Source organism: Priestia sp. VA7 (assembly GCF_055710015.1).
Genome location: NZ_JBVQPN010000001.1, coordinates 59,867 through 80,201, shown reverse-complemented (window position 1 = coordinate 80,201; position 20,335 = coordinate 59,867). Strand labels below are relative to the sequence as shown.

The 20,335-nt window shown below is 38.4% G+C and carries 19 protein-coding genes; 4 read left to right on the top strand and 15 right to left on the bottom strand.

The genetic code is table 11. The features are described from left to right. Positions 1 to 39: 39 nt before the first annotated feature. The 8 genes from murC to AC0C45_RS00455 all read right to left on the bottom strand — a co-directional run bounded on the left by murC (position 40) and on the right by AC0C45_RS00455 (position 9,674). Positions 40 to 1,341, bottom strand: coding sequence for a UDP-N-acetylmuramate--L-alanine ligase (gene murC / locus AC0C45_RS00490; RefSeq protein WP_013059499.1), 1,302 nt, complete (start codon positions 1,339 to 1,341; stop codon positions 40 to 42). 185 nt (positions 1,342 to 1,526) lie between these two features. Continuing rightward, on the bottom strand, positions 1,527 to 2,180 hold the full coding sequence (locus tag AC0C45_RS00485; RefSeq protein WP_034648632.1) for a hypothetical protein: 654 nt from the start codon (positions 2,178 to 2,180) through the stop codon (positions 1,527 to 1,529). A 339-nt stretch (positions 2,181 to 2,519) separates the two neighbouring features. Next, positions 2,520 to 5,624, bottom strand: coding sequence for a DNA translocase FtsK (locus AC0C45_RS00480; RefSeq protein ID WP_472927871.1), 3,105 nt, complete (start codon positions 5,622 to 5,624; stop codon positions 2,520 to 2,522). A gap of 429 nt (positions 5,625 to 6,053) precedes the next feature. Then, the gene (ytpR, locus tag AC0C45_RS00475) at positions 6,054 to 6,659 is read right to left on the bottom strand and encodes a YtpR family tRNA-binding protein (protein ID WP_013085234.1); all 606 of its coding nucleotides are present in this window, start codon (positions 6,657 to 6,659) and stop codon (positions 6,054 to 6,056) included. Positions 6,660 to 6,661: 2 nt separating this feature from the next. After that, positions 6,662 to 7,474, bottom strand: coding sequence for a DUF1444 domain-containing protein (locus tag AC0C45_RS00470; RefSeq protein WP_014457994.1), 813 nt, complete (start codon positions 7,472 to 7,474; stop codon positions 6,662 to 6,664). Between the two features lie 72 nt (positions 7,475 to 7,546). Continuing rightward, positions 7,547 to 7,864: a thioredoxin family protein gene (locus AC0C45_RS00465; RefSeq protein ID WP_013059504.1), complete on the bottom strand. Its 318-nt coding sequence runs from the start codon at positions 7,862 to 7,864 to the stop codon at positions 7,547 to 7,549. A gap of 153 nt (positions 7,865 to 8,017) precedes the next feature. Continuing rightward, a complete protein-coding gene (locus AC0C45_RS00460; RefSeq protein ID WP_013085236.1) occupies positions 8,018 to 8,542 on the bottom strand; it encodes a DUF84 family protein in 525 nt (174 codons plus the stop codon). Positions 8,543 to 8,600: 58 nt separating this feature from the next. Continuing rightward, positions 8,601 to 9,674: a M42 family metallopeptidase gene (locus AC0C45_RS00455; protein WP_016765750.1), complete on the bottom strand. Its 1,074-nt coding sequence runs from the start codon at positions 9,672 to 9,674 to the stop codon at positions 8,601 to 8,603. Between the two features lie 152 nt (positions 9,675 to 9,826). Here AC0C45_RS00455 and AC0C45_RS00450 point away from each other — a divergent pair, with 152 nt between their 5' ends. Further along, positions 9,827 to 10,138 carry a PepSY domain-containing protein gene (locus AC0C45_RS00450; RefSeq protein ID WP_025750689.1) on the top strand — a complete coding sequence of 104 codons (312 nt, stop codon included), beginning with the start codon at positions 9,827 to 9,829 and terminating at the stop codon, positions 10,136 to 10,138. On the opposite strand, the gene AC0C45_RS00445 is transcribed toward AC0C45_RS00450, so the two are convergent. Next, positions 10,107 to 10,964 carry a YtnP family quorum-quenching lactonase gene (locus tag AC0C45_RS00445; RefSeq protein WP_472927870.1) on the bottom strand — a complete coding sequence of 286 codons (858 nt, stop codon included), beginning with the start codon at positions 10,962 to 10,964 and terminating at the stop codon, positions 10,107 to 10,109. The two genes, AC0C45_RS00450 and AC0C45_RS00445, sit on opposite strands and share 32 nt — an antisense overlap. Positions 10,965 to 11,039: 75 nt before the next feature. Next, positions 11,040 to 11,690 carry a tRNA (guanosine(46)-N7)-methyltransferase TrmB gene (trmB, locus tag AC0C45_RS00440; RefSeq protein WP_016765753.1) on the bottom strand — a complete coding sequence of 217 codons (651 nt, stop codon included), beginning with the start codon at positions 11,688 to 11,690 and terminating at the stop codon, positions 11,040 to 11,042. 127 nt (positions 11,691 to 11,817) lie between these two features. On the opposite strand from trmB, the gene AC0C45_RS00435 reads away from it, so the two are divergent. After that, positions 11,818 to 12,096 carry a YtzH-like family protein gene (locus AC0C45_RS00435; RefSeq protein ID WP_013059510.1) on the top strand — a complete coding sequence of 93 codons (279 nt, stop codon included), beginning with the start codon at positions 11,818 to 11,820 and terminating at the stop codon, positions 12,094 to 12,096. A 6-nt stretch (positions 12,097 to 12,102) separates the two neighbouring features. Here AC0C45_RS00435 and AC0C45_RS00430 read toward each other — a convergent pair whose 3' ends face one another. The 4 genes from AC0C45_RS00430 to thpR all read right to left on the bottom strand — a co-directional run bounded on the left by AC0C45_RS00430 (position 12,103) and on the right by thpR (position 16,939). Then, the gene (locus tag AC0C45_RS00430; protein WP_013085241.1) at positions 12,103 to 12,897 is read right to left on the bottom strand and encodes a phosphotransferase family protein; all 795 of its coding nucleotides are present in this window, start codon (positions 12,895 to 12,897) and stop codon (positions 12,103 to 12,105) included. 191 nt (positions 12,898 to 13,088) lie between these two features. Further along, entirely contained in the window at positions 13,089 to 15,230 is a 2,142-nt protein-coding gene (gene pulA, locus AC0C45_RS00425) for a type I pullulanase (protein ID WP_472927869.1), read from the bottom strand. A 92-nt stretch (positions 15,231 to 15,322) separates the two neighbouring features. Continuing rightward, a complete protein-coding gene (locus AC0C45_RS00420) occupies positions 15,323 to 16,249 on the bottom strand; it encodes a hypothetical protein (RefSeq protein ID WP_047931056.1) in 927 nt (308 codons plus the stop codon). A 135-nt stretch (positions 16,250 to 16,384) separates the two neighbouring features. After that, positions 16,385 to 16,939 (bottom strand): RNA 2',3'-cyclic phosphodiesterase, encoded by a 555-nt coding sequence (thpR, locus tag AC0C45_RS00415; RefSeq protein ID WP_013085244.1) that lies wholly within the window; start codon positions 16,937 to 16,939, stop codon positions 16,385 to 16,387. Positions 16,940 to 17,129: 190 nt separating this feature from the next. On the opposite strand from thpR, the gene cysK reads away from it, so the two are divergent. Then, positions 17,130 to 18,062 (top strand): cysteine synthase A, encoded by a 933-nt coding sequence (gene cysK / locus AC0C45_RS00410; protein WP_013085245.1) that lies wholly within the window; start codon positions 17,130 to 17,132, stop codon positions 18,060 to 18,062. Positions 18,063 to 18,094: 32 nt separating this feature from the next. On the opposite strand, the gene pepV is transcribed toward cysK, so the two are convergent. Further along, positions 18,095 to 19,498, bottom strand: a complete 1,404-nt coding sequence (gene pepV, locus AC0C45_RS00405) for a dipeptidase PepV (RefSeq protein WP_171776560.1) — start codon at positions 19,496 to 19,498, stop codon at positions 18,095 to 18,097. A gap of 408 nt (positions 19,499 to 19,906) precedes the next feature. Here pepV and AC0C45_RS00400 point away from each other — a divergent pair, with 408 nt between their 5' ends. Then, on the top strand, positions 19,907 to 20,128 hold the full coding sequence (locus tag AC0C45_RS00400; RefSeq protein ID WP_013059517.1) for a DeoR family transcriptional regulator: 222 nt from the start codon (positions 19,907 to 19,909) through the stop codon (positions 20,126 to 20,128). Positions 20,129 to 20,335 lie beyond the last annotated feature (207 nt).

Genomic DNA, 20,335 nt, shown 5'->3' with positions numbered 1-20,335 from the left:
TTTTGAAATAAAAAAGGCACTCTCCTGAGTGCCTTTTTTTTATGATACGGTTTGCTGATATAGTTTTTCAAACTTTTGAATGTCTCCAGCACCCATAAATACTAATACAGCTTCATTATGGTCTTTTAACGATTCAATTGTTTCTTCATTAATTAATTCAGCTCCGCTGATTTTGCTTCGTAAATCTTCAATTGATAACTTACCTTGATGCTCACGAGCTGATCCAAAAATATCACATAGATATACTTTATCAGCGTGCTGTAAGCTTGCTGCAAAGTCCTCTAAGAACGTTTGTGTACGCGTAAAAGTATGCGGTTGGAAAACAGCCACAACTTCACGGTTTGGATACTTTTGACGAGCAGCTGAAATCGTTGCGTTAATTTCCGTTGGATGGTGTGCATAATCATCAATTAGCACTTGTTTGCCAACGTTCTTTTCACTGAAACGACGTTTTACACCTTGATATGTTTTAAAACGCTCTTGCAGCACAGCAACGTCAATTTCTTCATAATGACAAAGTGCAATAACAGAAAGTGCATTTAAGATGTTATGGTCGCCATACCCTGGAATTTCAAATGATGCGTGGAATGTATTACGAACGAACACATCAAATGTTGTGCCTGTTGTGCTTTTTACGATATTACGTGCTTGGAAATCATTTTCTTCGCCTAATCCATAATAAAGAACAGGTACCTTCGCCTGAATTTGCTGCAGATGTTCATCATCACCACAGGCAATAATTCCTTTTTTGACTTGAAGTGCCATCTCTTGGAACGCGCTGAATACATCGTCGATATTGGCAAAATAATCAGGGTGATCAAAATCAATATTCGTCATAATTGCATAGTCTGGCGTATAAGATAAGAAGTGGCGGCGATACTCACATGCCTCAAACGCAAAATACTTGCTGTCTTTTACACCTTTACCCGTACCGTCTCCAATTAAATATGAAGTAGGTTCAGCTCCTTGAATCACATGCGCTAACATACCCGTTGTGGATGTTTTTCCGTGTGCTCCTGTTACGGCTACACTCGTATACTGTTTCATAAAGTCACCTAAGAAACGGTGATAGCGTACAAGCTTGACTCCTTCTTTTGAAGCTGCTTCTGCAATTTCTTCATGCGTATCAGGAAAAGCATTTCCTGCAATTACAGTCATGCCGTCTTTAATATTATTTTTATCAAATGGTAAAACAGGAATTCCCTGCTGTTCTAGTGCTTTTTGCGTAAAAATTTCTTTTTCAATATCCGATCCTTGAACTTGAAAGCCCATATCGTTTAGGATTTGCGCAAGCGCACTCATTCCTGTTCCTTTAATACCCACAAAATGGTAAACTGTCATATAAAGAACCTCCAACATTCGTCTATCTGTAAGACAGTATATGACGGTTATCTAGAATTGCTCTTACAAACGTATATAAATGTCGTTTGATTGCTGATTTCACGATAACATCCGTACATTATATCACTTCTTATAACATAACTCCATGACTCCATTTCTACTCTCTTCCCTTGCGAAACGGCCTTTTATTTTGGCTTCATCACATAGTATATAGCCTGCTGTTTTAAAAATGAGCGCCATGTCATTGCATTTTTTTTGTCATTATATTGCGTTACTAACTGTTCAATGCGTTGTTTATGTCCTAAAAAGAAAGAGTCAATTAACACGTCATATCCGATTGATTTTATTTTTCGAATCCAAATTACTTGTTGTTCCTCTAAATTTGCAAATCTTCCTCTTACATCTTTGATGATAACCTGCTCATTTGTCAATGGGGTATATCCTTTTAAGAAAAACGAATTAGGTACTTTAGACACAATAATTGGCTCTAGTACACTCGTCAAAAAAAAGGCTCCTTGAATCAAAAACGACTCTGTTTTCTGCTTCGCCTGATCAGCTAAAAAAAGCTGCAGCAGGGTTTTCCCCTGAATGGTTACATATTCAAATGCAAACCACTGAAAAAATAATTGTTCATAGGAATCAGACAGAGGCGCCTCATGAGGTAAGTTTACTAACTCTTTAAATAAATGTGAAGCCCGCACTTTTTCTCGTATATTCGTATAGCGGTTCACAAAAAAGAAATATTGATTGTAAAAGTCGCAAATAGCATTATCAGACTGAAGCTGCTTTTGTTCACGAATTTCATTAAAGTTAATCAGTTCATGATTTTCTTCTCTCATTACTCTTCACTCGTACTCTAATTATTTTAGTTTGTCCTCTTTATACGCCTTCAGCTCATATGTTTCTGCTGGTGAGAAATGATAGCAAACTATCACATGCTAAAAAAGCAACACACACATTATCCTTACATATAGTAAATCATTTTACTAGTTCTGACAAACCTTTTCCTTTTTTTCTTCATGGATTTCTTCCAAAATCTCTACTCAAATTCTGTATAAACGAACTTAAAGCAGAAAAAAAAGAGGCGACGGATACAGTGACAGAGCGTTAACTCACACAATGCTGTATCCTGCTGATCTTGCATAGCCTCTTTTTTAACCTACATGTAGAAAAACAGCTTAAAATGTAGAAGTGGCTGTTTGACTTTCCATTTCCTGAAGCTCGTTTTCGGTAATGAGCACATCTCTCGGCTTGCTTCCTCTTGCTTCTGAAATAATTCCTTGCTGCTCCATCATATCAATTAGGCGCGCAGCGCGATTGTACCCCATTCTGAAGCGTCTTTGCAGACTGGAAGTAGATGCACCGCCTTGGTCTAGCACAAACTCGCATGCTTCATAGAAAAGCTCATCTTCTTCATTTGAAGCAAAGCTTTGCTGCTTTTTCAACAAATCTTCTTGATCAAATAGGTATGTTGGCTTCATTTGTTTTTTGACATGATCTACAACGCGGTCAATTTCTTCATCTGAAACAAAGTTCCCTTGAATGCGAACGCTTTTAGAAGAGCCGTTTTCAAGAAGCAGCATATCACCTTTACCTAGTAGCTTCTCTGCTCCCCCTGTGTCGATAATTGTACGTGAATCAACTTGCGAAGAAACAGAAAATGCAATACGCGTTGGCACATTCGCTTTAATTAAGCCTGTAATCACATCTACGGAAGGACGCTGCGTTGCAAGCAATAAGTGAATGCCACATGCTCTTGCCTTTTGTGCAATACGGCAAATAGCTTCCTCTACTTCCCCAGGAGATACCATCATTAAGTCGGCAAGTTCATCAATAATAATAACTAGATATGGGAGCTCCCCGCTTTTTTCATTATGTTCTTTTACACGTTCGTTGTATTTTGTAATATCACGTACGCCCGCATGTGCAAACAATTCATAACGGCGCTCCATTTCCTCTACTGCCCATTTTAAAGCTGTAGTAGCTGCTTTAGCATCCGTGATAACCGGGCTGACTAAATGCGGAATACCGTTGTAAGGAGCTAGCTCAACCATTTTAGGGTCAATTAACATAAGCTTGACTTCGTGCGGCGCAGCTTTATAAAGCAAGCTGACGATAATAGTATTAATACACACGCTTTTACCAGACCCTGTCGCTCCGGCAATCAAACCATGAGGCATTTTATTCAAGTCAGTCACAACCGGCGTTCCTGAAATATCTAACCCTAACGCCACCGTTAAAGGAGAGTTATCTTTTCTAAAAGAAGGATGCCTCAAAATTTCACGAATTAACACCGGCTTACTTTGACGATTTGGCACTTCAATTCCAATCGTATTTTTCCCTGGAATTGGCGCTTCAATTCGGATATCACGCGCGGCTAGGCTCAGTTTAATATCATCTGTTAAATTCGTAATTTTGTTCACTTTCACACCGGGTTCAGGATGTACTTCAAATCTGGTCACGGTAGGACCTTGCGTGACGTTTACGACCTTAGCTCGAACGTTAAAGTTTTTTAATGTCATATCCAAAAGCTCACGCTGCTCATCCGCCCATTGATTATCTTCTTCAATAGCAGCTGGAGGAATGTTAAGCAAGTTCATTCCAGGAAATGCATAAGGAGAAGAAGCCTTTACATTTACAGGTTCTTCAGCTTTTAACGAAGCCTGCGGAACTGCTTCTTTGGTTTTTTCACCGTGAACTTCTTCGTGCCTACTTACTTCCGTTTTTTTTTGCAGAGCTTCTGTCTCCTGCCTTTGGTATGAACCTTGAGACGGCTGACTTTTTTCTCGAGCGCCGTTATTCATCTTTGTGCGGTCTTTTTTCAGCATCATCACGTTAAAAGGTACTAATCGCTTACCGCGAACTCGTTCAGCATTTCCTGGCTGTTCTGCAGGTACAAGAGGTTCTACAGTTGACTCTTGCTGTACTTGTTCTTGTAACTCTTGACTTTCCTGCATACTGCTCTCTTCCTCTTTTATCACCGAATTTTCAAGTTCTTGGTGAACAACAGCCGATGCCGCTTCTGGTTGCCATTCATCAGCTGCGGGTTGCGATGAATTTAAACTTTCAGAATTCAGCTCATGTTCTGCTTCCATATGAACACTGTTTGCTGGCTCTTCTAGAATGACGTCACTTTCTTTCTCAGCAGCTGGAGCTTCTTCTTTCTTTCTAGGCTTTAGTACTTCTACTTCTACTTCTTCTGCTGCTTGTAAAAACCCTGCGCTTCCGTCCATCAACGTTTCTACTTCTTCAGTCTCATTTCCTATCTCTTGTTGGAGAGAAACTGATGGTTCAGACGGACGCGTTTCCTCTGAAATTGGAACTTCTTCGGGCGCTGTCATACCTTTCGCTAAATCCCAGTCAAGAGTGCTCTCTTGTCCGACTAACGGTTCGACCGCGTGTGATTCTTCAAAAGTTGGCACCTCTTCTTGTTCTTTTACGGCTACTGAAGAACTTGGCTTTTCTTCAGGAAATGATAGCTTCTCTTTTTGATTTTCCTCATATTGCTTCCACTGAGCAAAACGCTGAGAAGACAGTTGCATCATTTCTTCTGTTTCTTGAATCGGTGCTTCTTCGGCCATAGGCTTAGAAACTGGTTTTCTTAACGGCTCTACAACAGCTGTATTCATCGCTCGTCGGTAAATTTCATCTTCAAACGCTGCTTTTGATAACTGTGTACTCGGAAGCTCATATTCTACTACTTCCTCACTTCCGTTTTGTCCAACATTAGAAGGCCGCTTATTAAACCCATAGACAGGTGAAGGAATTTCAGTCGGACGAAACGGACGTTTTCTTACTTGCGGAACCGCTTCTTTCTTTTCAGATACCGTTTTTAACGGCTGAGATACTGACTTAGGCTGTGTTAGCGCCGACTTGCGAACAGGCTCTTGATAAAACGGAGCCGGTGCCTTTTTTGTTACAAGCCTTGGTTCATCTTTAGGCTTTGTTGCCTTTTTTGCTTCTCCCGTATCATCAATTAAAGGAAAACGAAACGTTCCTTTTGGATATTGATAAGCTACTTTTGTATGAACATCTTGCCGTTCTTCACTGTAACTCCGCTTTTGCGTTCTGGCTGAGTGTGGAACAGAAGGTTTTGGCGCTGCTTTCATCACTGGCTTTTGATGAACTGACTGCATTTGTTTAAGCTTAGGAGCCTTCTTTTTAGGAATTGTTTTTTCTCTATTTAAAGGGTATTCTTCCGTTGTATTTCCATGTTCGTCTACAACAATTTCTTTCACTTCGTATCCTAGTAAATAATCCATTACTTTTCGTACAAAACCCATTTTTATCACTCTTTCTATCAGACTATCTTACTTCGTGTAGCCTCTTATACCGCAGTGCTGCGATATCTACAAAAAGCTATCCATGCATCCTTTATTTACCTTTGGCCTCAAAGTATTCTCTGAGATGGATATATATACTATCTTTTCATTTATCATTCTATCACGTATGCTTGAACTCTTACTATAAAATCTACTATTTTGCTTCCCTTATTTATACAGTAAAATTCCTCTTTGCAAAAATATTTTTTTGCGTCTAGTTAGCACTCATAATTAAACGCGAAAAAAGCCACTAGTATATACTAGTGGCTTTTAATTTTATCAAACCTTTTTAAGAATTGACAATTGCTTTTCAGCAACTGTAACGCTTTGAAATATACGTGTAAAAAAACATCATGCTTTTGCCCTATAAATCAGTATCGCACTCTGCTTTTATGCTTGAAAAGGCTGACCTACTTCATATTTGTCTTCAAGTACTAGAATTCCTTTTTCTTGAGGAGCGTTCGGAAGCGCCAGCTCTTTAGCAGAGCAAATCATACCTGAAGAAGGCACACCGCGCAGCTCTGCATCTTTAATGATCATACCACTTGGCATAACCGCTCCTACTTTTGCTACCACGACTTTTTGACCTGCGTCTACATTTGGTGCTCCACACACAATTTGAAGTGTTTCTGTGCCAACATCTACTTTACAGATGTTCAGCTTATCTGCATTCGGATGCTTTTCTTTTTCTTGAACGTATCCCACTACAAATTTAGGAGATAAATCCACTTCAAGTTTACCTTCAAAACCGCTTTCGCTAAGTACACGATTTACTTCTTCGACCATTTCTTCTGTTAATTCAAGAGAACCATTTCCCTCTACTTTTAACTTAGAAGAAGCATGAAAAATGTTATAGCCAGCTGTTGTATTTGATTTTTGATCAAAGATACGCACAACGTCGCCTTTTGTTTCAAACGTGCGATTTTCAATTGCGATATCTTCTAGCTTGACGATTAACGTATCGCCGATACCTTCTTTATTATAAAAAAGATTCATAATTAGTCCCGTCCTTTACTGCGATTTTTTCCTAGAATAAAAATAGGTTCTAGCTCACCGTTTTCGTATAAAAATGAAAGAGCTGTGATGGGTACACGTCCACTTGCAAAAAAGCTCATGGTCATTTGCGCAAGAATATCATAACCCGTTTCGTTTTGGATATCAGCTAGAATCAGCACATCTTGATGAGGTACTGCTACAGCCATTGTGCCCGAAACACTAGAAGCAAAATCTTGCAAAAATGCCTCGTTAAGAATTCGGCTTGCATCGTATCCATCGTTCTGATTTACAAAATAAAAGTCATTGCCTGCTACCGTATCTTTTTTATGTGAAATCGGCAAAGAGCGAAGATTAAATTTAGCCATTTCCCGCACTGCGGATAGATCTAAATTTTCCTTACGAATTAGTTTCTCATCTAATAGACGATATGTATTGCCTAAATCAAGCGCATAATAAATGCGTGTTTCAGCTGTATGTTCATCATAAATCAACGGCACGTCTTCATTCGATTTATCTGGAAAAGACGTTGAGCGAATAACTGGATAAATGCGCTTTTCTTTTCCCGTTACCTGCTGTTCATCGTTCATAACACGAAGAGCTTCTTTTATATAATATACCATTTCATCTAGAGCCGCTTCCTTTTTTTCTTCCCATTTTGCAATTAGCCCAGGTAAAGAAATGGTTACACCTTTTTTCGTTTCCTGATGTTCAACGCGCAGCGTATCTTTTTCACGATCAAATAAAAATGACCAATCCGCACCCGTTAATCGCTCTTCTAGTAGTTTTCTCATCTTTTGACTATTCATTTTCGCCATATTTACGCCTCCTTTTCTCATTTTTATGTATGAAGACTGATAGCTGTAGATCGCTATCAGTCTTCACTTGATTTATGCATTTAAGCCGTTAATAAACTCTTCAATTTCTTCTTTTGTTTTACGGTCTTTGCTGACAAAACGCCCTGTTTCTTCTCCGTTGCTGTAACCAACAAAGCTTGGAATTCCAAAGATGCTTAATTCTGCACAAAGATCGATAAAGTCGTCGCGGTCGACATAGTGAAATGTATACTCGCTATGATTCGCCTCAATTTCTGGGAGCACGGGCTCGATTACTCGGCAATCTGGGCACCAGTCTGCTGAAAACATCATGATATGTTTTCCTTCTTTAATGATTTCTTTGTATTGTTCAATTGTTTGCATTTTTTCCATTTTTCTTTCCTCCACTTTTTCTTTTACTTTCGTATTTAAACGGCTAAAGCCCTATACATTATTTAATCCTTCTACATCAAAACATAGTATATGAGTTGTTGCAACTATCATACACTGATGCTTTTCTATTATAAAGGGTTACAAAGAAATTTCCTATTGAACAGCTTGATTTGTCCTAAAATCAAGCTGTCCTTTTAGCATTAAAACAACCTGATAAAACATAGCGGTCCGATCTAAATTCCCATTGGTGAAAATACCGATTGCTCCTTCTTTTTTTCGAATATTCTTTTGGTTTGTATACACTTCCATAGCTTCGGCTAATTCTTTTTTATCATGACGAAGCATACCGGCTACCGCTTCAGGAAGCCGAATACGAGCCCCTCCACCTAAAATCGGTTCAAGGTCCTGAGAGGTAACAAGACTTCCCCAATTGCAAAGGAATAAGCCATGAGGCGTTTCCTGCACCCCTCCTTCAAGCCCAATACCAATATCAGCACCTGTCTCTTTCACAGCAGCACGCGCGCGATTAACCGCTCCTTGGATGGTTTCTTCGTCAGAAAAAGGCTGTGGCGACACCCCGGACTGCACGGCTACCTCTACATATGTAAAAGTATCTCCAAATACTTTTTTTACTGCATTTACTTTTGTTGGATTTTTCGTTCCGATTGCAATTTTCATTTTTTTCTCCTGTCATTATGAAACAAAGCAACCGCAAAAGCAGCTGCTTTGTTCTTTTTTATCCGTTTTGCTTAATCGTATCGAGCGTTGTTTGGTCTGTAGAACGTACAAGTTTGACTAGTAATTCTTTTGCAGCTGCATAGTCATCTACATGAATCATAGAAGCATGAGTATGAATATAACGTGAACATACGCCGATGACCGCAGAAGGAACTCCATTATTAGAAGTATGAACGCGCCCTGCATCCGTACCTCCTGGAGAAACAAAGTATTGATAAGGGATGCTGTTTGTCTCAGCTGTATCTAAAATAAATTCTCTCATTCCTCTATGTGTGACCATCGTACGGTCAAAGATACGAAGTAATACGCCTTTTCCTAATTGTCCAAACGCATTTTTGTCGCCTGATGTATCGTTAGCTGGACTAGCATCTAGTGCATAAAACAAATCCGGTTTAATCATATTCGCAGCTGATTGAGCACCGCGAAGCCCTACTTCTTCTTGCACAGTAGCTCCAGAATATAAGATATTTGGCAATTTTTCATTTTTTACTTCTTTTAATAATTCAATCGCAAGTCCGCACCCATAGCGGTTATCCCATGCTTTCGCCAGTATTTTCTTTTCATTTGCCATTGGCGTAAACGGACAAATCGGTACAATTTGATCGCCAGGACGAATGCCCATTTCTGCTACTTCCTGCTTACTATCTGCGCCCACATCAATCATCATATTTTTAATGGCCATTGGCTTGTTGCGCTGTGATTCGTCTAATAAATGAGGAGGGATAGAAGCAATTACGCCGGTGATAGAACCTTTTTTTGTAACAACATGGACGCGCTGAGCCAGCAGTACTTGACTCCACCATCCTCCTAGAGTTTGAAAACGAAGCATTCCTTTATCTGTTACAGACGTAACCATAAATCCTACTTCGTCCATATGTCCCGCTACCATTACTTTAGGACCTTTTTCCTCATTATAGCGAACGCCGAATAAACTTCCTAACCCATCTTGAATGACCTCATCTACAAGGGGTTCAATTTGCGAGCGCATAAATGAACGTACTTGATGTTCGTTTCCAGCGGCACCTGGTAACTCCGTTAATGTTTTAAATAGAGATAGCGTTTCATTGTTCATATATACTCTCCTTTATGTATCATTTTCTTTATTGTATCGAAAACCGGAAATAGTTGCTAGTTCCGTCCTTCTCTTCTACAACTCAACTTAACAAAGCATTCGACAATTTGATATAATGATGAAAACATATCCTTAAAAAGCAGGTGAATAACGTGAAATGGACTCAACTAATAGCAGGAGCTGCAGTCGGATTTGCAAGCGCTTATATTCTTCAAAAAAGAAAGTCGTCAATTTCCTCATCGGAAGCCCTTACGATTGTTAAAAGCGCTTTTAAACAAAATGGGGCAATCGATGGCTCATGGATTGAAACAACGACTAAAGTCATTCAAAAACATGGTCTCTCTTTTTATGGTTATACAGGTGGAATTATCAGAACACGTGATGCAAAACAGGAACATTACGAGTTTTTCATTGATAAAAAAAGCGGTTCTATTATTGAATTGACGCTGAATGCACCCGTTTAATTTCGTCAACTATTTCTCCTTTGTTATCCCATTTTACAGCTCGATAAAAAGCATCATGATAAAAACTTAGCCAAGCTTGATTCTCATAGGCATAAGCTAGCCACTGCTGCTTTTGTTCAATCGAAGTCATTGGATAATCATCATATGCCATTACCCATAAGACATTTTGATGTGCATGTGTTGGCAAAAGATCGCCCATGTGCACTAAGATGTCATTGTTTCCTTTTAATACAACTACAGCATGACCATCGCTGTGACCGCCGGTATGATGAACCGTTACTCCAGGCACAATTTCATCTTTATCGCTAAATGTTATTACTTGATGCTGAATAAATTCCCAATTTTGTTTCCAATACGTATTTTTAGAACGTATATTAGGATTTCTCATCTCATTCCACTCGATCTCACTAACAAAAATTCTTGCATTTGGAAAAGCAGAGGAAAAATGTCCGTTGCTGCCTTTTGTTAAGCCTGACACATGATCAAAGTGAAGATGCGTCATAATGACATGAGTAATATCTTCGCACGTAAACCCTAACTTTTGTAAATCTTCACCAATAAATGATTCTTCTGTTACACCAAAATGACGCTTTTTTTTCTCATCCAACATACCATTCCCTATACCTGCATCAATTAACATGAGGTGTTTTTCAGTTTGAACGAGCAAAGGATCAGTCCTCATTGGAATTCGATTTCCTTCTGAGATAGGATATTTTTTTGTCCAAAGCTCTTTTGGAACAACACCAAACATTGCTCCTCCGTCTAAATGATTATTCCCTCCACGAAGCCATGTCACTTTTAACTCGCCTATTGTTAACGTTTCCATTTTGCACCTCCATTATATTCCTTTTTATTTTATCACTATCTCCTTCTCTTTTTGAACAAAAAAAGACTGAGGAACTCAGTCTTTTTCGTTAAGGTATTTTACTTCACAGCGGTAAATACGGCTGCCTTTTTGTGAAAATTTCTCTTCATATTCCGTCATAACATTGCCTTCAAAATCGCTTTTATGCAAATCTAAGCTAATGTATTTGAGAAGAAGCCCATATTCTGAAAAGCTTGTCAATGAATATTCAAATAGCCCTTGATTATCTGTTTTAAAGTGAATTTCTCCACCATCAACCAGCAGGTTTTCATACATGCTTAAGAACGTTTTGTATGTCAAACGGCGTTTGGCATGTCTCTTTTTTGGCCATGGATCAGAGAAATTGAGATAAACGCGATCCACGTCATTTTTTGCAAAAAACTCACTAAGCTGGTTAGCATCTACATTCAACAGCTTTAAATTTGGAAGCTCTTCTTCAATCAATCGTTCTAGAGCACTTAAGATGACACTTTCATACATTTCAATTCCAATATAGTTGATATGCGGATTTTGTTTAGCCATCCCTACTAAAAATTGGCCTTTTCCTGTTCCTACTTCAATATGGAGAGGATTTTCGCTTCCAAAAACCTCTTTCCAGTTCCCTTTATACTCTGCTGGGTTTGGAACCACGTATTGGGGATTTTCAGCAATTTTATCTTTTGCCCAAGGTTTGTTTCGTAATCTCATGTTGCACCTCTTTAATGTATTTTGACGCATTGAAAATGTCGGTTATTCGAAACAACCGACATTCTCATGCATAATTGTGTTTAGATAGAAAAAAATAAGAGCATCATACGAGAAAGGATGATGCTTAATGCCTTTAAATGCCGAACACCAAATGAATATATTAAAAGATATTTTATCTAATCATCAAAGTGATTGCTGCGGAACGGTTGCGGAATGTGAACAGGTTGAACGTTTAATTCAATCAATGTTAGCAAAAGGATACGCTAGCACAGACGTACAAGCAACACTACAAAACGTGTATAAATACACGCAAGATGCAAAAAGTGCTGCTCATTTAGACGAACATATTCAAACCAATCAACAAAATTTATCACAATGGGTCCAAGAACTATCTACCTTGTCATAATCTTTGCTACTGTGCTTGAATGTCGTTGACGAGCAAAATCCGGAGATATTCAAGCCAGTAATTCATTTCAGAATGTTCATTTTTCGAACGATGCCATTCAATGAATAAAATGGTTTGACTTATCACATACCACTTCATTCTCTTTTTCAAGTTCTCGGTTAGTTCAACCCCATAATGCTCAAGCCATTCTTCCCACTGAGATGGATTGATGTACCAATAAAGCAATAAACCTAAATCAATCGCAGGATCTGCAATCATCGCTCCGTCCCAGTCGATTAAATATAGCTGCGTATTCTCTCCAAGCATCCAGTTATTGTGGTTCACATCACAATGACACACAACATATTTATCTGTCTGAACGGACAGAAGCTCTGCTTGTAAATAACTGATTCCCTGCTCTACAATACTTTCTTTTTGAAGTCGCTCGTCCACATTCTCTACAATATCGGCTAGCACGTCTTCGGGAAGAAGCGGTGTTTTCCCCAACCTTTTCAACATATCTAATAACTCGTTTGAATGATGAATTTTACTAAGCAATTCTGTCACTCGACTCGAATTCATATCTTTTGGTTTTAATTCTCGACCATCTAGCCAGTGCTGAGCTGTGATCACATCTCCATTTTCCATTCGTCTTGTCCACACGAGCTTCGGTACAATTCCTTCAGCTGACAATACTGCTAAAAAAGGTGATGAATTACGCTTTAAAAAAAGCTTTCGGTCTTGAAATTTTGCAAAATAAGCTTCTCCTGTCGCTCCGCCAGCAGGAGTAATTTCCCATTCGCTTCCTAATATATCTTCCAACCAATTCACCTTCAATTTCAACACACACATTTCGTTTAAAAATTTCACTCAATAAAGCAATCTATTAAGACATCATGACGTTATTTTCTTAGTAAATAAAAAAGACGGCTATTGAGGATATGTATCAATAGCCATCCTTTATAAATATTATCTCCATCATACTTTTTTCGTCAAGTGGTTGAAGACAATAATTATGTTTGAAATAAAATAAGAACGCTAAGCTTTGAAACGTTTATAGCATTATCCTCTATAGTAGGATACCCATTTTTATATACTTTACAATGATCAAGTGCTATTTTCCATGGTCCTTCTGGCAAAACTACTTTTTCTTCCATTAGGCCTTGATTAAAAAACACAATAATATTCTTCCACGGACCGTAAGCCAATACGTTTGATAAGCAATAGCCAATAACGGATTGCGGCGTATTTAGGAAAGAGATATGCTGCCTAATCGCTGAAGCATCTCCCAAGCGAAATGCACCGTGCTGTTTGCGAATACGAATCAGCTCTTGAACCCAATTCACGTCAGGAGAAAATTTGATCCGTCGATTCCAATCAAGTGCATTAATATCATCGGGTGAATTATAGCTGTTCTCTACGCCTTGTTTAGTGCGGTAAAACTCTTGACCACTATGAAGAAACGGTATGCCTTGCGAAAGAAGTACAATAGCAGTAGCAAGTCGGTGACGACTTCTACGTGTATCTTCGTCTTCTTCTCCATTTGAATTCGTTAACTTATCCCACAGCGTATGATTATCATGTGATTCAACGTAATTAACTGATTGTGCTGGATTTATAAATAAAGCCCGGCTGTCTTCTTTATCCAGAATGCTCCCCGCTATCACAGATTGCACGGTCTCTTTTTGATGAATACTTCCGCTGATAAAACCTTTTTCATATACATCAAACGTGCTTCCTTTTACAGAATCTCGAAAGCGATCATTAAAATAGCCGATTTGAGGCGTTTGGCGGGCATTCGCCATAATTGCTTTTTGATTATAGGGAATAGGAGTATTTAAATCCCAGCCTTCGCCAAACACCAAAATAGTAGAATCAATTTCATTTATTTTTTCCCGAATGATGTTCATCGTTTCTATATCTAAAATCCCCATGAGGTCAAAGCGAAGCCCATCAACGTCGTACTCTTTTATCCAAAACAATACTGAATCGATAATAAACTTTTGCGCCATTTTCCGTTCAGAAGCAAAATCATTTCCTACTCCCGTCCCGTTCGAAGGCATCCCAAACTCATCATGTCGAAAATAATAGCCCGGAACAATTTTTTCAAAAGGTGATTCCTCTCGTACAAATACGTGATTATAAACTACATCTATAATAACACGGAATCCCTGTTGATGAAGTGTTGATATTAATTGTTTCACTTCAGCAATACGAGTGGCAGGATTTGAAGGGTCAGCGGAGTAGCCTCCTTCTGGTACATTAAACAACAATGGATTATACCCCCAATTATAAGAAGCATGAGGGTTTAATTCATCTACTCCGCCAAAGTCGTTAATAGGAAGAAATTCAAGGTGGGTCACTCCTAGCTCTTTTAAATAATGAAGACCTGTTGTTTTGCCTGGCTGCCCGCTTGATTCAGTAACAGCTAGGTACGTGCCTTTTTTTTCTATCCCGCTTGAAGGGTGAATAGAAAAGTCGCGAACGTGCATTTCGTAAATAACGGCATCCGTTGGCTGAAGGAAAGGTGGCTTTTCATGGGGATGAACATAAACTGTATGAAGATTTATCAGAACTCCGTATTCACTATTTGCTGTAGCTGCAACGGCATAAGGATCCACCGCTTCATTTGTCCGGCCGTTTACATCTATTAAAAATCGATAATAATACCCTTCTTTATCTAAGGGAAGTCTCTTTTCCCATACGCCTTTTCTTTGACGAGCCATGACGTACAGTTCTTCTTTGCCGCTGTTTGCATGTATTAATTTTAAAATCACCGCTGATGCAGTCGGGGCCCAAATTTTTATCATAATATGATCTGAATAAAAGGCTGCACCCAAATCATTTTGATTATAATAAAATCTCTCATCAAACTCTTTGGTTCGTATAACAGCCCCTACCTGCAGCGGAACTTTCTCTCCGTAATTATCACAGATAACGTACGACTGTCCAATTTCTATGCTACCTTCGACCTTGCCTTCATATTTGATAAAACCTTCTAATTCATGTACGTTTTCAATAGAGATGGTCTCATGCATTTGTGTACTTTTAATCACAAAAAAATCAATTTGACCTTCATGATAAGAAATTGGAACTAAAAGAGTAATACGATCTATTTGATCTAAATAAGCTTGAAACTTATTATCACCAGTCATCCTTTTCTCCTCCTTATGCCAATTACCTCTTTAGTAGCATTATATGTAGTAAACGCAAAAACGAAAGCACTTTCATAGCTTGAATGTTCGTATTATTCACCTGCTTCGAATTCCCGGTCAAAATAAATACTCTGGCTGTGTTCGAGCAATACTTGAGCTGCTTTCATCTGCTTAAACTTTAAAGGTGCTTTAGATTTCCTAAGTTCATAAAACCACTCTTCGTACTTTCTAGCATCTACAAATTCAACCTGATAAGGCTCCGCAGCGTAATCAATATATCCATTTCTGCTCAGTAATATTTTCTTTACGTTATGTTCAATATCGTGAGTACGATAGATGCTTCGGACAATTTGCTCTGTTCGATTTAACCCAATTAAAGGATTTAATATCTTTTTTTGATCTCTTCCTCTTAACTCTGTCCAAAAATTTTCTTTTGAATACTGAAAAACAGCGCTTTTATATGTTTCTATTAAACAAATACAGAGGGTTTCCGTTGGAGTAACGATAACGATATCTCCTTCTACCGGAGCTTTATTAATCATGAAAACAGGCTTGTACATCACGAGACACGTATCAGGAAAGCACTGAATAAAATAACGGAGAGCTTCATCATGGTAATATTTACGATCTGCTTGTGAGAACTCAAATAAAGTGGATGTAGCCCATTTCATTTGAAGATCAAATACATTTTCTAAAAACAATATTTTCAAGTCTTCCGCTGTTTGTGGAAGAGTTGTAAACCTCAATAGCTCTTGATTTTCCACGCTATCGCTAGAGAACGCTTCTTCCACTTCACACGTTTCTTTTTTTCTTGTAAACCGCTCTTTTGCCTTTTGCAAAAATGAACGTTGAGCTTTTATTTCTTCTTGTACAGGCGGCTCATGTAATAGCCCTTCTTCAAATAATTGCTTTGCTTTCTTCCAATTATGCTTTTTTAAGTGATTAAACTGAGACGTGTAGTGATAAACGTCTTTTTCATAACGGGAAATATAATCTTGCACCTTAAGTAGCTGCGCCACGTTTACATCAATCCCCTAATTAAAATTCCTCTAAAACTTTGTTCGCCGATGATTTCTCTATTATCATCGGCGTTTTCTTTTCTTTGATAAGAGCGATTTTTAAATAACCTCTCTCCATGCTTTTATGTTCATATGCTACTGTGACTGCAAGGAAAAAGATAGTATTTTTTTATATTTAGGTTTGCTAGCAGGATGAACTTCAAAAAGGGCAAACGAACTTACTTGAAACTGTTCTTCAATCGACGTTTGCTTTAACTGTTCTTCCAAAAGTCCGGCTTCCCCTCCCCACTTCTTTGCAATCGTAATATGAGGACGATAAGGACGTTTTTCGTACAGGCCGCTTAGATCTTCCCATACGGCCTGTATATCCCTTTGCAGATTCATAAGCTTATCATTTGGCCTAAGGCTTACATAAAGCACTCTAGGCTTGTTATACGCACCGAACACATCGTACTGACCTGTCTGCAGCGAAAAACTTGAATGACGGGAGGCTACTTCTTTTAAGCGCGTAATCAGCTTTTCCTTTTTGTCATCTAAAAACCCTAAAAATTGTAGCGTTATATGATAATCGTCAGAGTATGTCCATTGTTTGAAAGGAAAAGGTATTAATTCCTTTGCCCAATTTTCTGCTTGATGTGCAATGGATACAGGCACGTTGATTCCAATAAAATAATGTTTATCGCCTTTCATCAAATCTCTCCTTTTCTTTTTATTATCTTTCCCCAATTGGTTATGTTCAAAAAGAGCTAGATCTATTTTAAAGGTTTTTTCGGATGAAATAGAGAGGTTTTTCTGAAAATTTGTCATGTGCTTAAAAAATAAGAATTTGTGTTATCATAGAAACAATACAGAGAATTTTTATAAGAAAAGGATGAGAAGAATGAAAGTTGTTAATAATATGGCTGATTTGATTGGCGAGACACCTCTTGTTAAGTTGAATCGTCTTCAACCTGCAGATGGAGCATCCGTTTACTTAAAACTAGAGTTTTTTAATCCAAGCCGTAGTGTGAAAGACCGTGCTGCTTTTAATATGATCGTGGAAGCTGAAAAAGCAGGCTTGCTCAATGAAAATTCTACTATTATTGAACCAACGAGCGGAAATACAGGTATTGGCTTAGCAATGAATGCAGCGGCAAGAGGTTATCGTTCTATTTTAGTTATGCCAGATACCATGACTCAAGAACGAATTAACTTGTTAAAAGCATATGGTGCTGAAGTTGTTCTAACACCGGGCGATGAGAAAATGCCAGGAGCAATTCGCAAGGCAGAAGAGCTTACAAAAGAAATTCCAAATGCATTTATGCCCATGCAGTTTGAAAATAATGCAAACCCTGACGCTCATCGAAAAACGACTGCTAAAGAAATTATCGAGGCAATGAACGAGTTAGGCAAAGACCTATCTGCTTTTGTTGCTACTGCTGGAACAGGCGGAACGATTACAGGAACTGGTGAAGTACTAAGAGAAAACTACCCAAATATGACCGTTCATGTTGTGGAACCAGCCGGGTCTCCTGTATTATCTGGAGGAAGACCTGGGAAGCACAAGCTTGTAGGAACAAGCCCTGGATTTATTCCTGATACGCTTAATGTAGATGTTTACGACGAAATTTTAAAAATTAAAGATGAACAAGCCTACGATATTACGCGACGCTTGGCTTCTGAAGAAGGAATTTTAGTCGGTCCTTCATCTGGCGCTGCGTGCTATGCTGCTATCGAGGTAGCCAAAAAATTATCTCCTGATCAAGTGGTCGTATGTATTGCTTGCGATACAGGTGAACGTTATTTATCAAGTGACCTGTTCTCATTTGAATAATAAAAAAGCGAACGCAAAGGCGTTCGCTTTTTTTATTTAGCTAATTCGTAAATAGCCTGTGCATAAATAGCTGTTGCACGAAGTAAATCTTCAATTACCATGTACTCGTCTTTTTCGTGCGCTACTTCTTCACGGCCTGGGAAAAGAGGTCCAAATGCCACACCCGCTTCCAATGCTCTGGCATACGTTCCTCCTCCAATTGAAATAAGTGTAGGTTCTTCATTTGTTTGTTCTTGGTAAACCTTTTGAAGCGTTTGAATAAGCTCATGTTTTTGATCGACATGATGTGGTTTAGAATCTGTAAAATGTTTGATGGTCATTTGATAAGATTCACTTTTTTCTTTAATCGTATCAATAATGTCGTCAATATGAGCTGATACAGGATAGCGAATGTTTAAACCAAAGTGCCCCGCTTCTTCTTGATTGTAAGACATGATTCCAACATTTATCGTTAAATCACCCGTGACCTCATCTTTGCGATTTAAGCCCATTTTTTCTCCTAGTGCATCTTGGACTAAATACGCATTTGCATAACCTACAAACTGATTAGCTTGTTCATCAAGTTCTAATGTGTGTAAAAAGCGAAGAAGCATAAGTCCAGCATTTTTCCCTTTATCAGGCACACTGCCATGTGCTGAAACGCCTTCTAAAGTAAGTGTGTATACACCGCTCTTTTCTGTTATTGAACCTTTTAAAGACTGATCCTTTAAAAATTGATCATATTTATTTTTAATATCCGTTTCACTATGGAATTCAAGAACAGCTGTTGCAAGATCAGGAACCATATTGTAGCGTCGCCCAGAGACAAATGATGTAAGCTGAACGCTTCCCTTTGTTCCTTCAATTGGCTGCTGGCGAATTTCTACGTCTGTAATGCCTTTTTCAGCAAAAATGATAGGAAAATCGGCATCGGGCGCAAACCCCATAGTTGGCATCTCTTCATGATTGAAGTAGTGGTCCACACATCTCCAGTCACTTTCTTCATCCGTTCCAATGATCATTCGAACCCGTTTAGATAGAGGAAGCCCTAAATCTTTCACAATTTTCATTGCATAATAAGCAGCCATCGTCGGGCCTTTGTCATCGATTGCTCCTCTAGCAAAAATTTTCCCGTCTTTTATTTCACCGCCGTATGGATCAACCGACCACCCGTCTCCTTCAGGAACAACGTCTACGTGACAAAGAATGCCAAGAAGGTCTTTCCCTTCTCCTGCTTCAATATGACCTGCATATCCGTCTACGTTCTTGACGGAAAACCCGTCATTTTTTCCTTTATTTAAAAGAAAGTCAAGCGCTTGAGCAATTCCAGGTCCAAATGGCTCTTCTTGTTTTTCTGTGCTTGTCAAAACACTTTTAATTTGTAAAAAACGCTGCGTCTCAGCTAGAATTTCAGCTTCTCTTTTTTGAACTTCCTCTTTCCAATTAATTGCCGTCATCTGTTTGTCTCCTTTTCCTGCTTTTACAGATTGTATCTATCATTACTATTGGTAAATTCAACTTTATCATACCTTTATATAGAAAGAAATAATTGTCTCTTTCCTTTCATATCAAAGGTTTACAGAGTCAAAATTCCGGGAAATAAATTGTAGGCACAATCGATAAAAACGGATTCTATTTGTTTATTGTTTACATATACTATAAAAAATGTGCAAATAGAGGAAGGAGATGTTACGAAAGGATTACATATTTATATCATTTTTTGTAAATATTGTGTTAATTTGCGTTTTCTCTTTTATTTTTCTGTCGATTTTGTGTACAATAAGGATAAGGACTGAAATAGTGCTTGACATCTCAGAGTTATAAAGAAGTTGTGCCTTACGAAAAACGAATAAGGAAGTGGTTTTTTGAAACCTTCAACTAATCGAATGCTAACTCGTATCAAATCGGTCTATATGTTCATTTGTAAAAATGGAACAGTTACAACGCAAGAGCTTGTAGACGAATTTGGTATTACACCAAGAACCATTCAGCGTGACTTGAATGTGTTAGCATATAATGATTTAGTTCGCAGCCCAAGTCGCGGTACATGGACGACTACGCAAAAGAAGGTCAAGATGTCATCCTAGTAAGTTTATTTCAAGGGTAGTAAGTGATTTATATATAGAGATAAAATTCTACGCAGTAGAAAGTCAAGACTTGGACGAGTGCATAGTCCCCCGCTCCATTTGCACGTCAAGCAGAGTTGGTACTCGTTTAAGTGCTTTAACGTGAAATGTTTCACTTGTCTAACAAAGTGGACAAAAAAAGGAACCATTTTAGACTTAGGTTCCTTT

Excerpts from the sequence above, each read along its gene's own strand:
- AC0C45_RS00465 (WP_013059504.1), bottom strand. The coding sequence starts at position 7,864 with ATGGAAAAAATGCAAACAATTGAACAATACAAAGAAATCATTAAAGAA.
- ytpR (WP_013085234.1), bottom strand. The coding sequence starts at position 6,659 with ATGAATCTTTTTTATAATAAAGAAGGTATCGGCGATACGTTAATCGTC.
- trmB (WP_016765753.1), bottom strand. The coding sequence starts at position 11,690 with ATGAGATTACGAAACAAACCTTGGGCAAAAGATAAAATTGCTGAAAAT.
- cysK (WP_013085245.1), top strand. The coding sequence starts at position 17,130 with ATGAAAGTTGTTAATAATATGGCTGATTTGATTGGCGAGACACCTCTT.
- AC0C45_RS00445 (WP_472927870.1), bottom strand. The coding sequence starts at position 10,964 with ATGGAAACGTTAACAATAGGCGAGTTAAAAGTGACATGGCTTCGTGGA.
- thpR (WP_013085244.1), bottom strand. The coding sequence starts at position 16,939 with ATGAAAGGCGATAAACATTATTTTATTGGAATCAACGTGCCTGTATCC.
- AC0C45_RS00435 (WP_013059510.1), top strand. The coding sequence starts at position 11,818 with ATGCCTTTAAATGCCGAACACCAAATGAATATATTAAAAGATATTTTA.
- murC (WP_013059499.1), bottom strand. The coding sequence starts at position 1,341 with ATGACAGTTTACCATTTTGTGGGTATTAAAGGAACAGGAATGAGTGCG.
- AC0C45_RS00480 (WP_472927871.1), bottom strand. The coding sequence starts at position 5,624 with ATGGGTTTTGTACGAAAAGTAATGGATTATTTACTAGGATACGAAGTG.
- AC0C45_RS00455 (WP_016765750.1), bottom strand. The coding sequence starts at position 9,674 with ATGAACAATGAAACGCTATCTCTATTTAAAACATTAACGGAGTTACCA.
- pulA (WP_472927869.1), bottom strand. The coding sequence starts at position 15,230 with ATGACTGGTGATAATAAGTTTCAAGCTTATTTAGATCAAATAGATCGT.
- AC0C45_RS00485 (WP_034648632.1), bottom strand. The coding sequence starts at position 2,180 with ATGAGAGAAGAAAATCATGAACTGATTAACTTTAATGAAATTCGTGAA.
- AC0C45_RS00460 (WP_013085236.1), bottom strand. The coding sequence starts at position 8,542 with ATGAAAATTGCAATCGGAACGAAAAATCCAACAAAAGTAAATGCAGTA.
- pepV (WP_171776560.1), bottom strand. The coding sequence starts at position 19,498 with ATGACGGCAATTAATTGGAAAGAGGAAGTTCAAAAAAGAGAAGCTGAA.
- AC0C45_RS00470 (WP_014457994.1), bottom strand. The coding sequence starts at position 7,474 with ATGGCGAAAATGAATAGTCAAAAGATGAGAAAACTACTAGAAGAGCGA.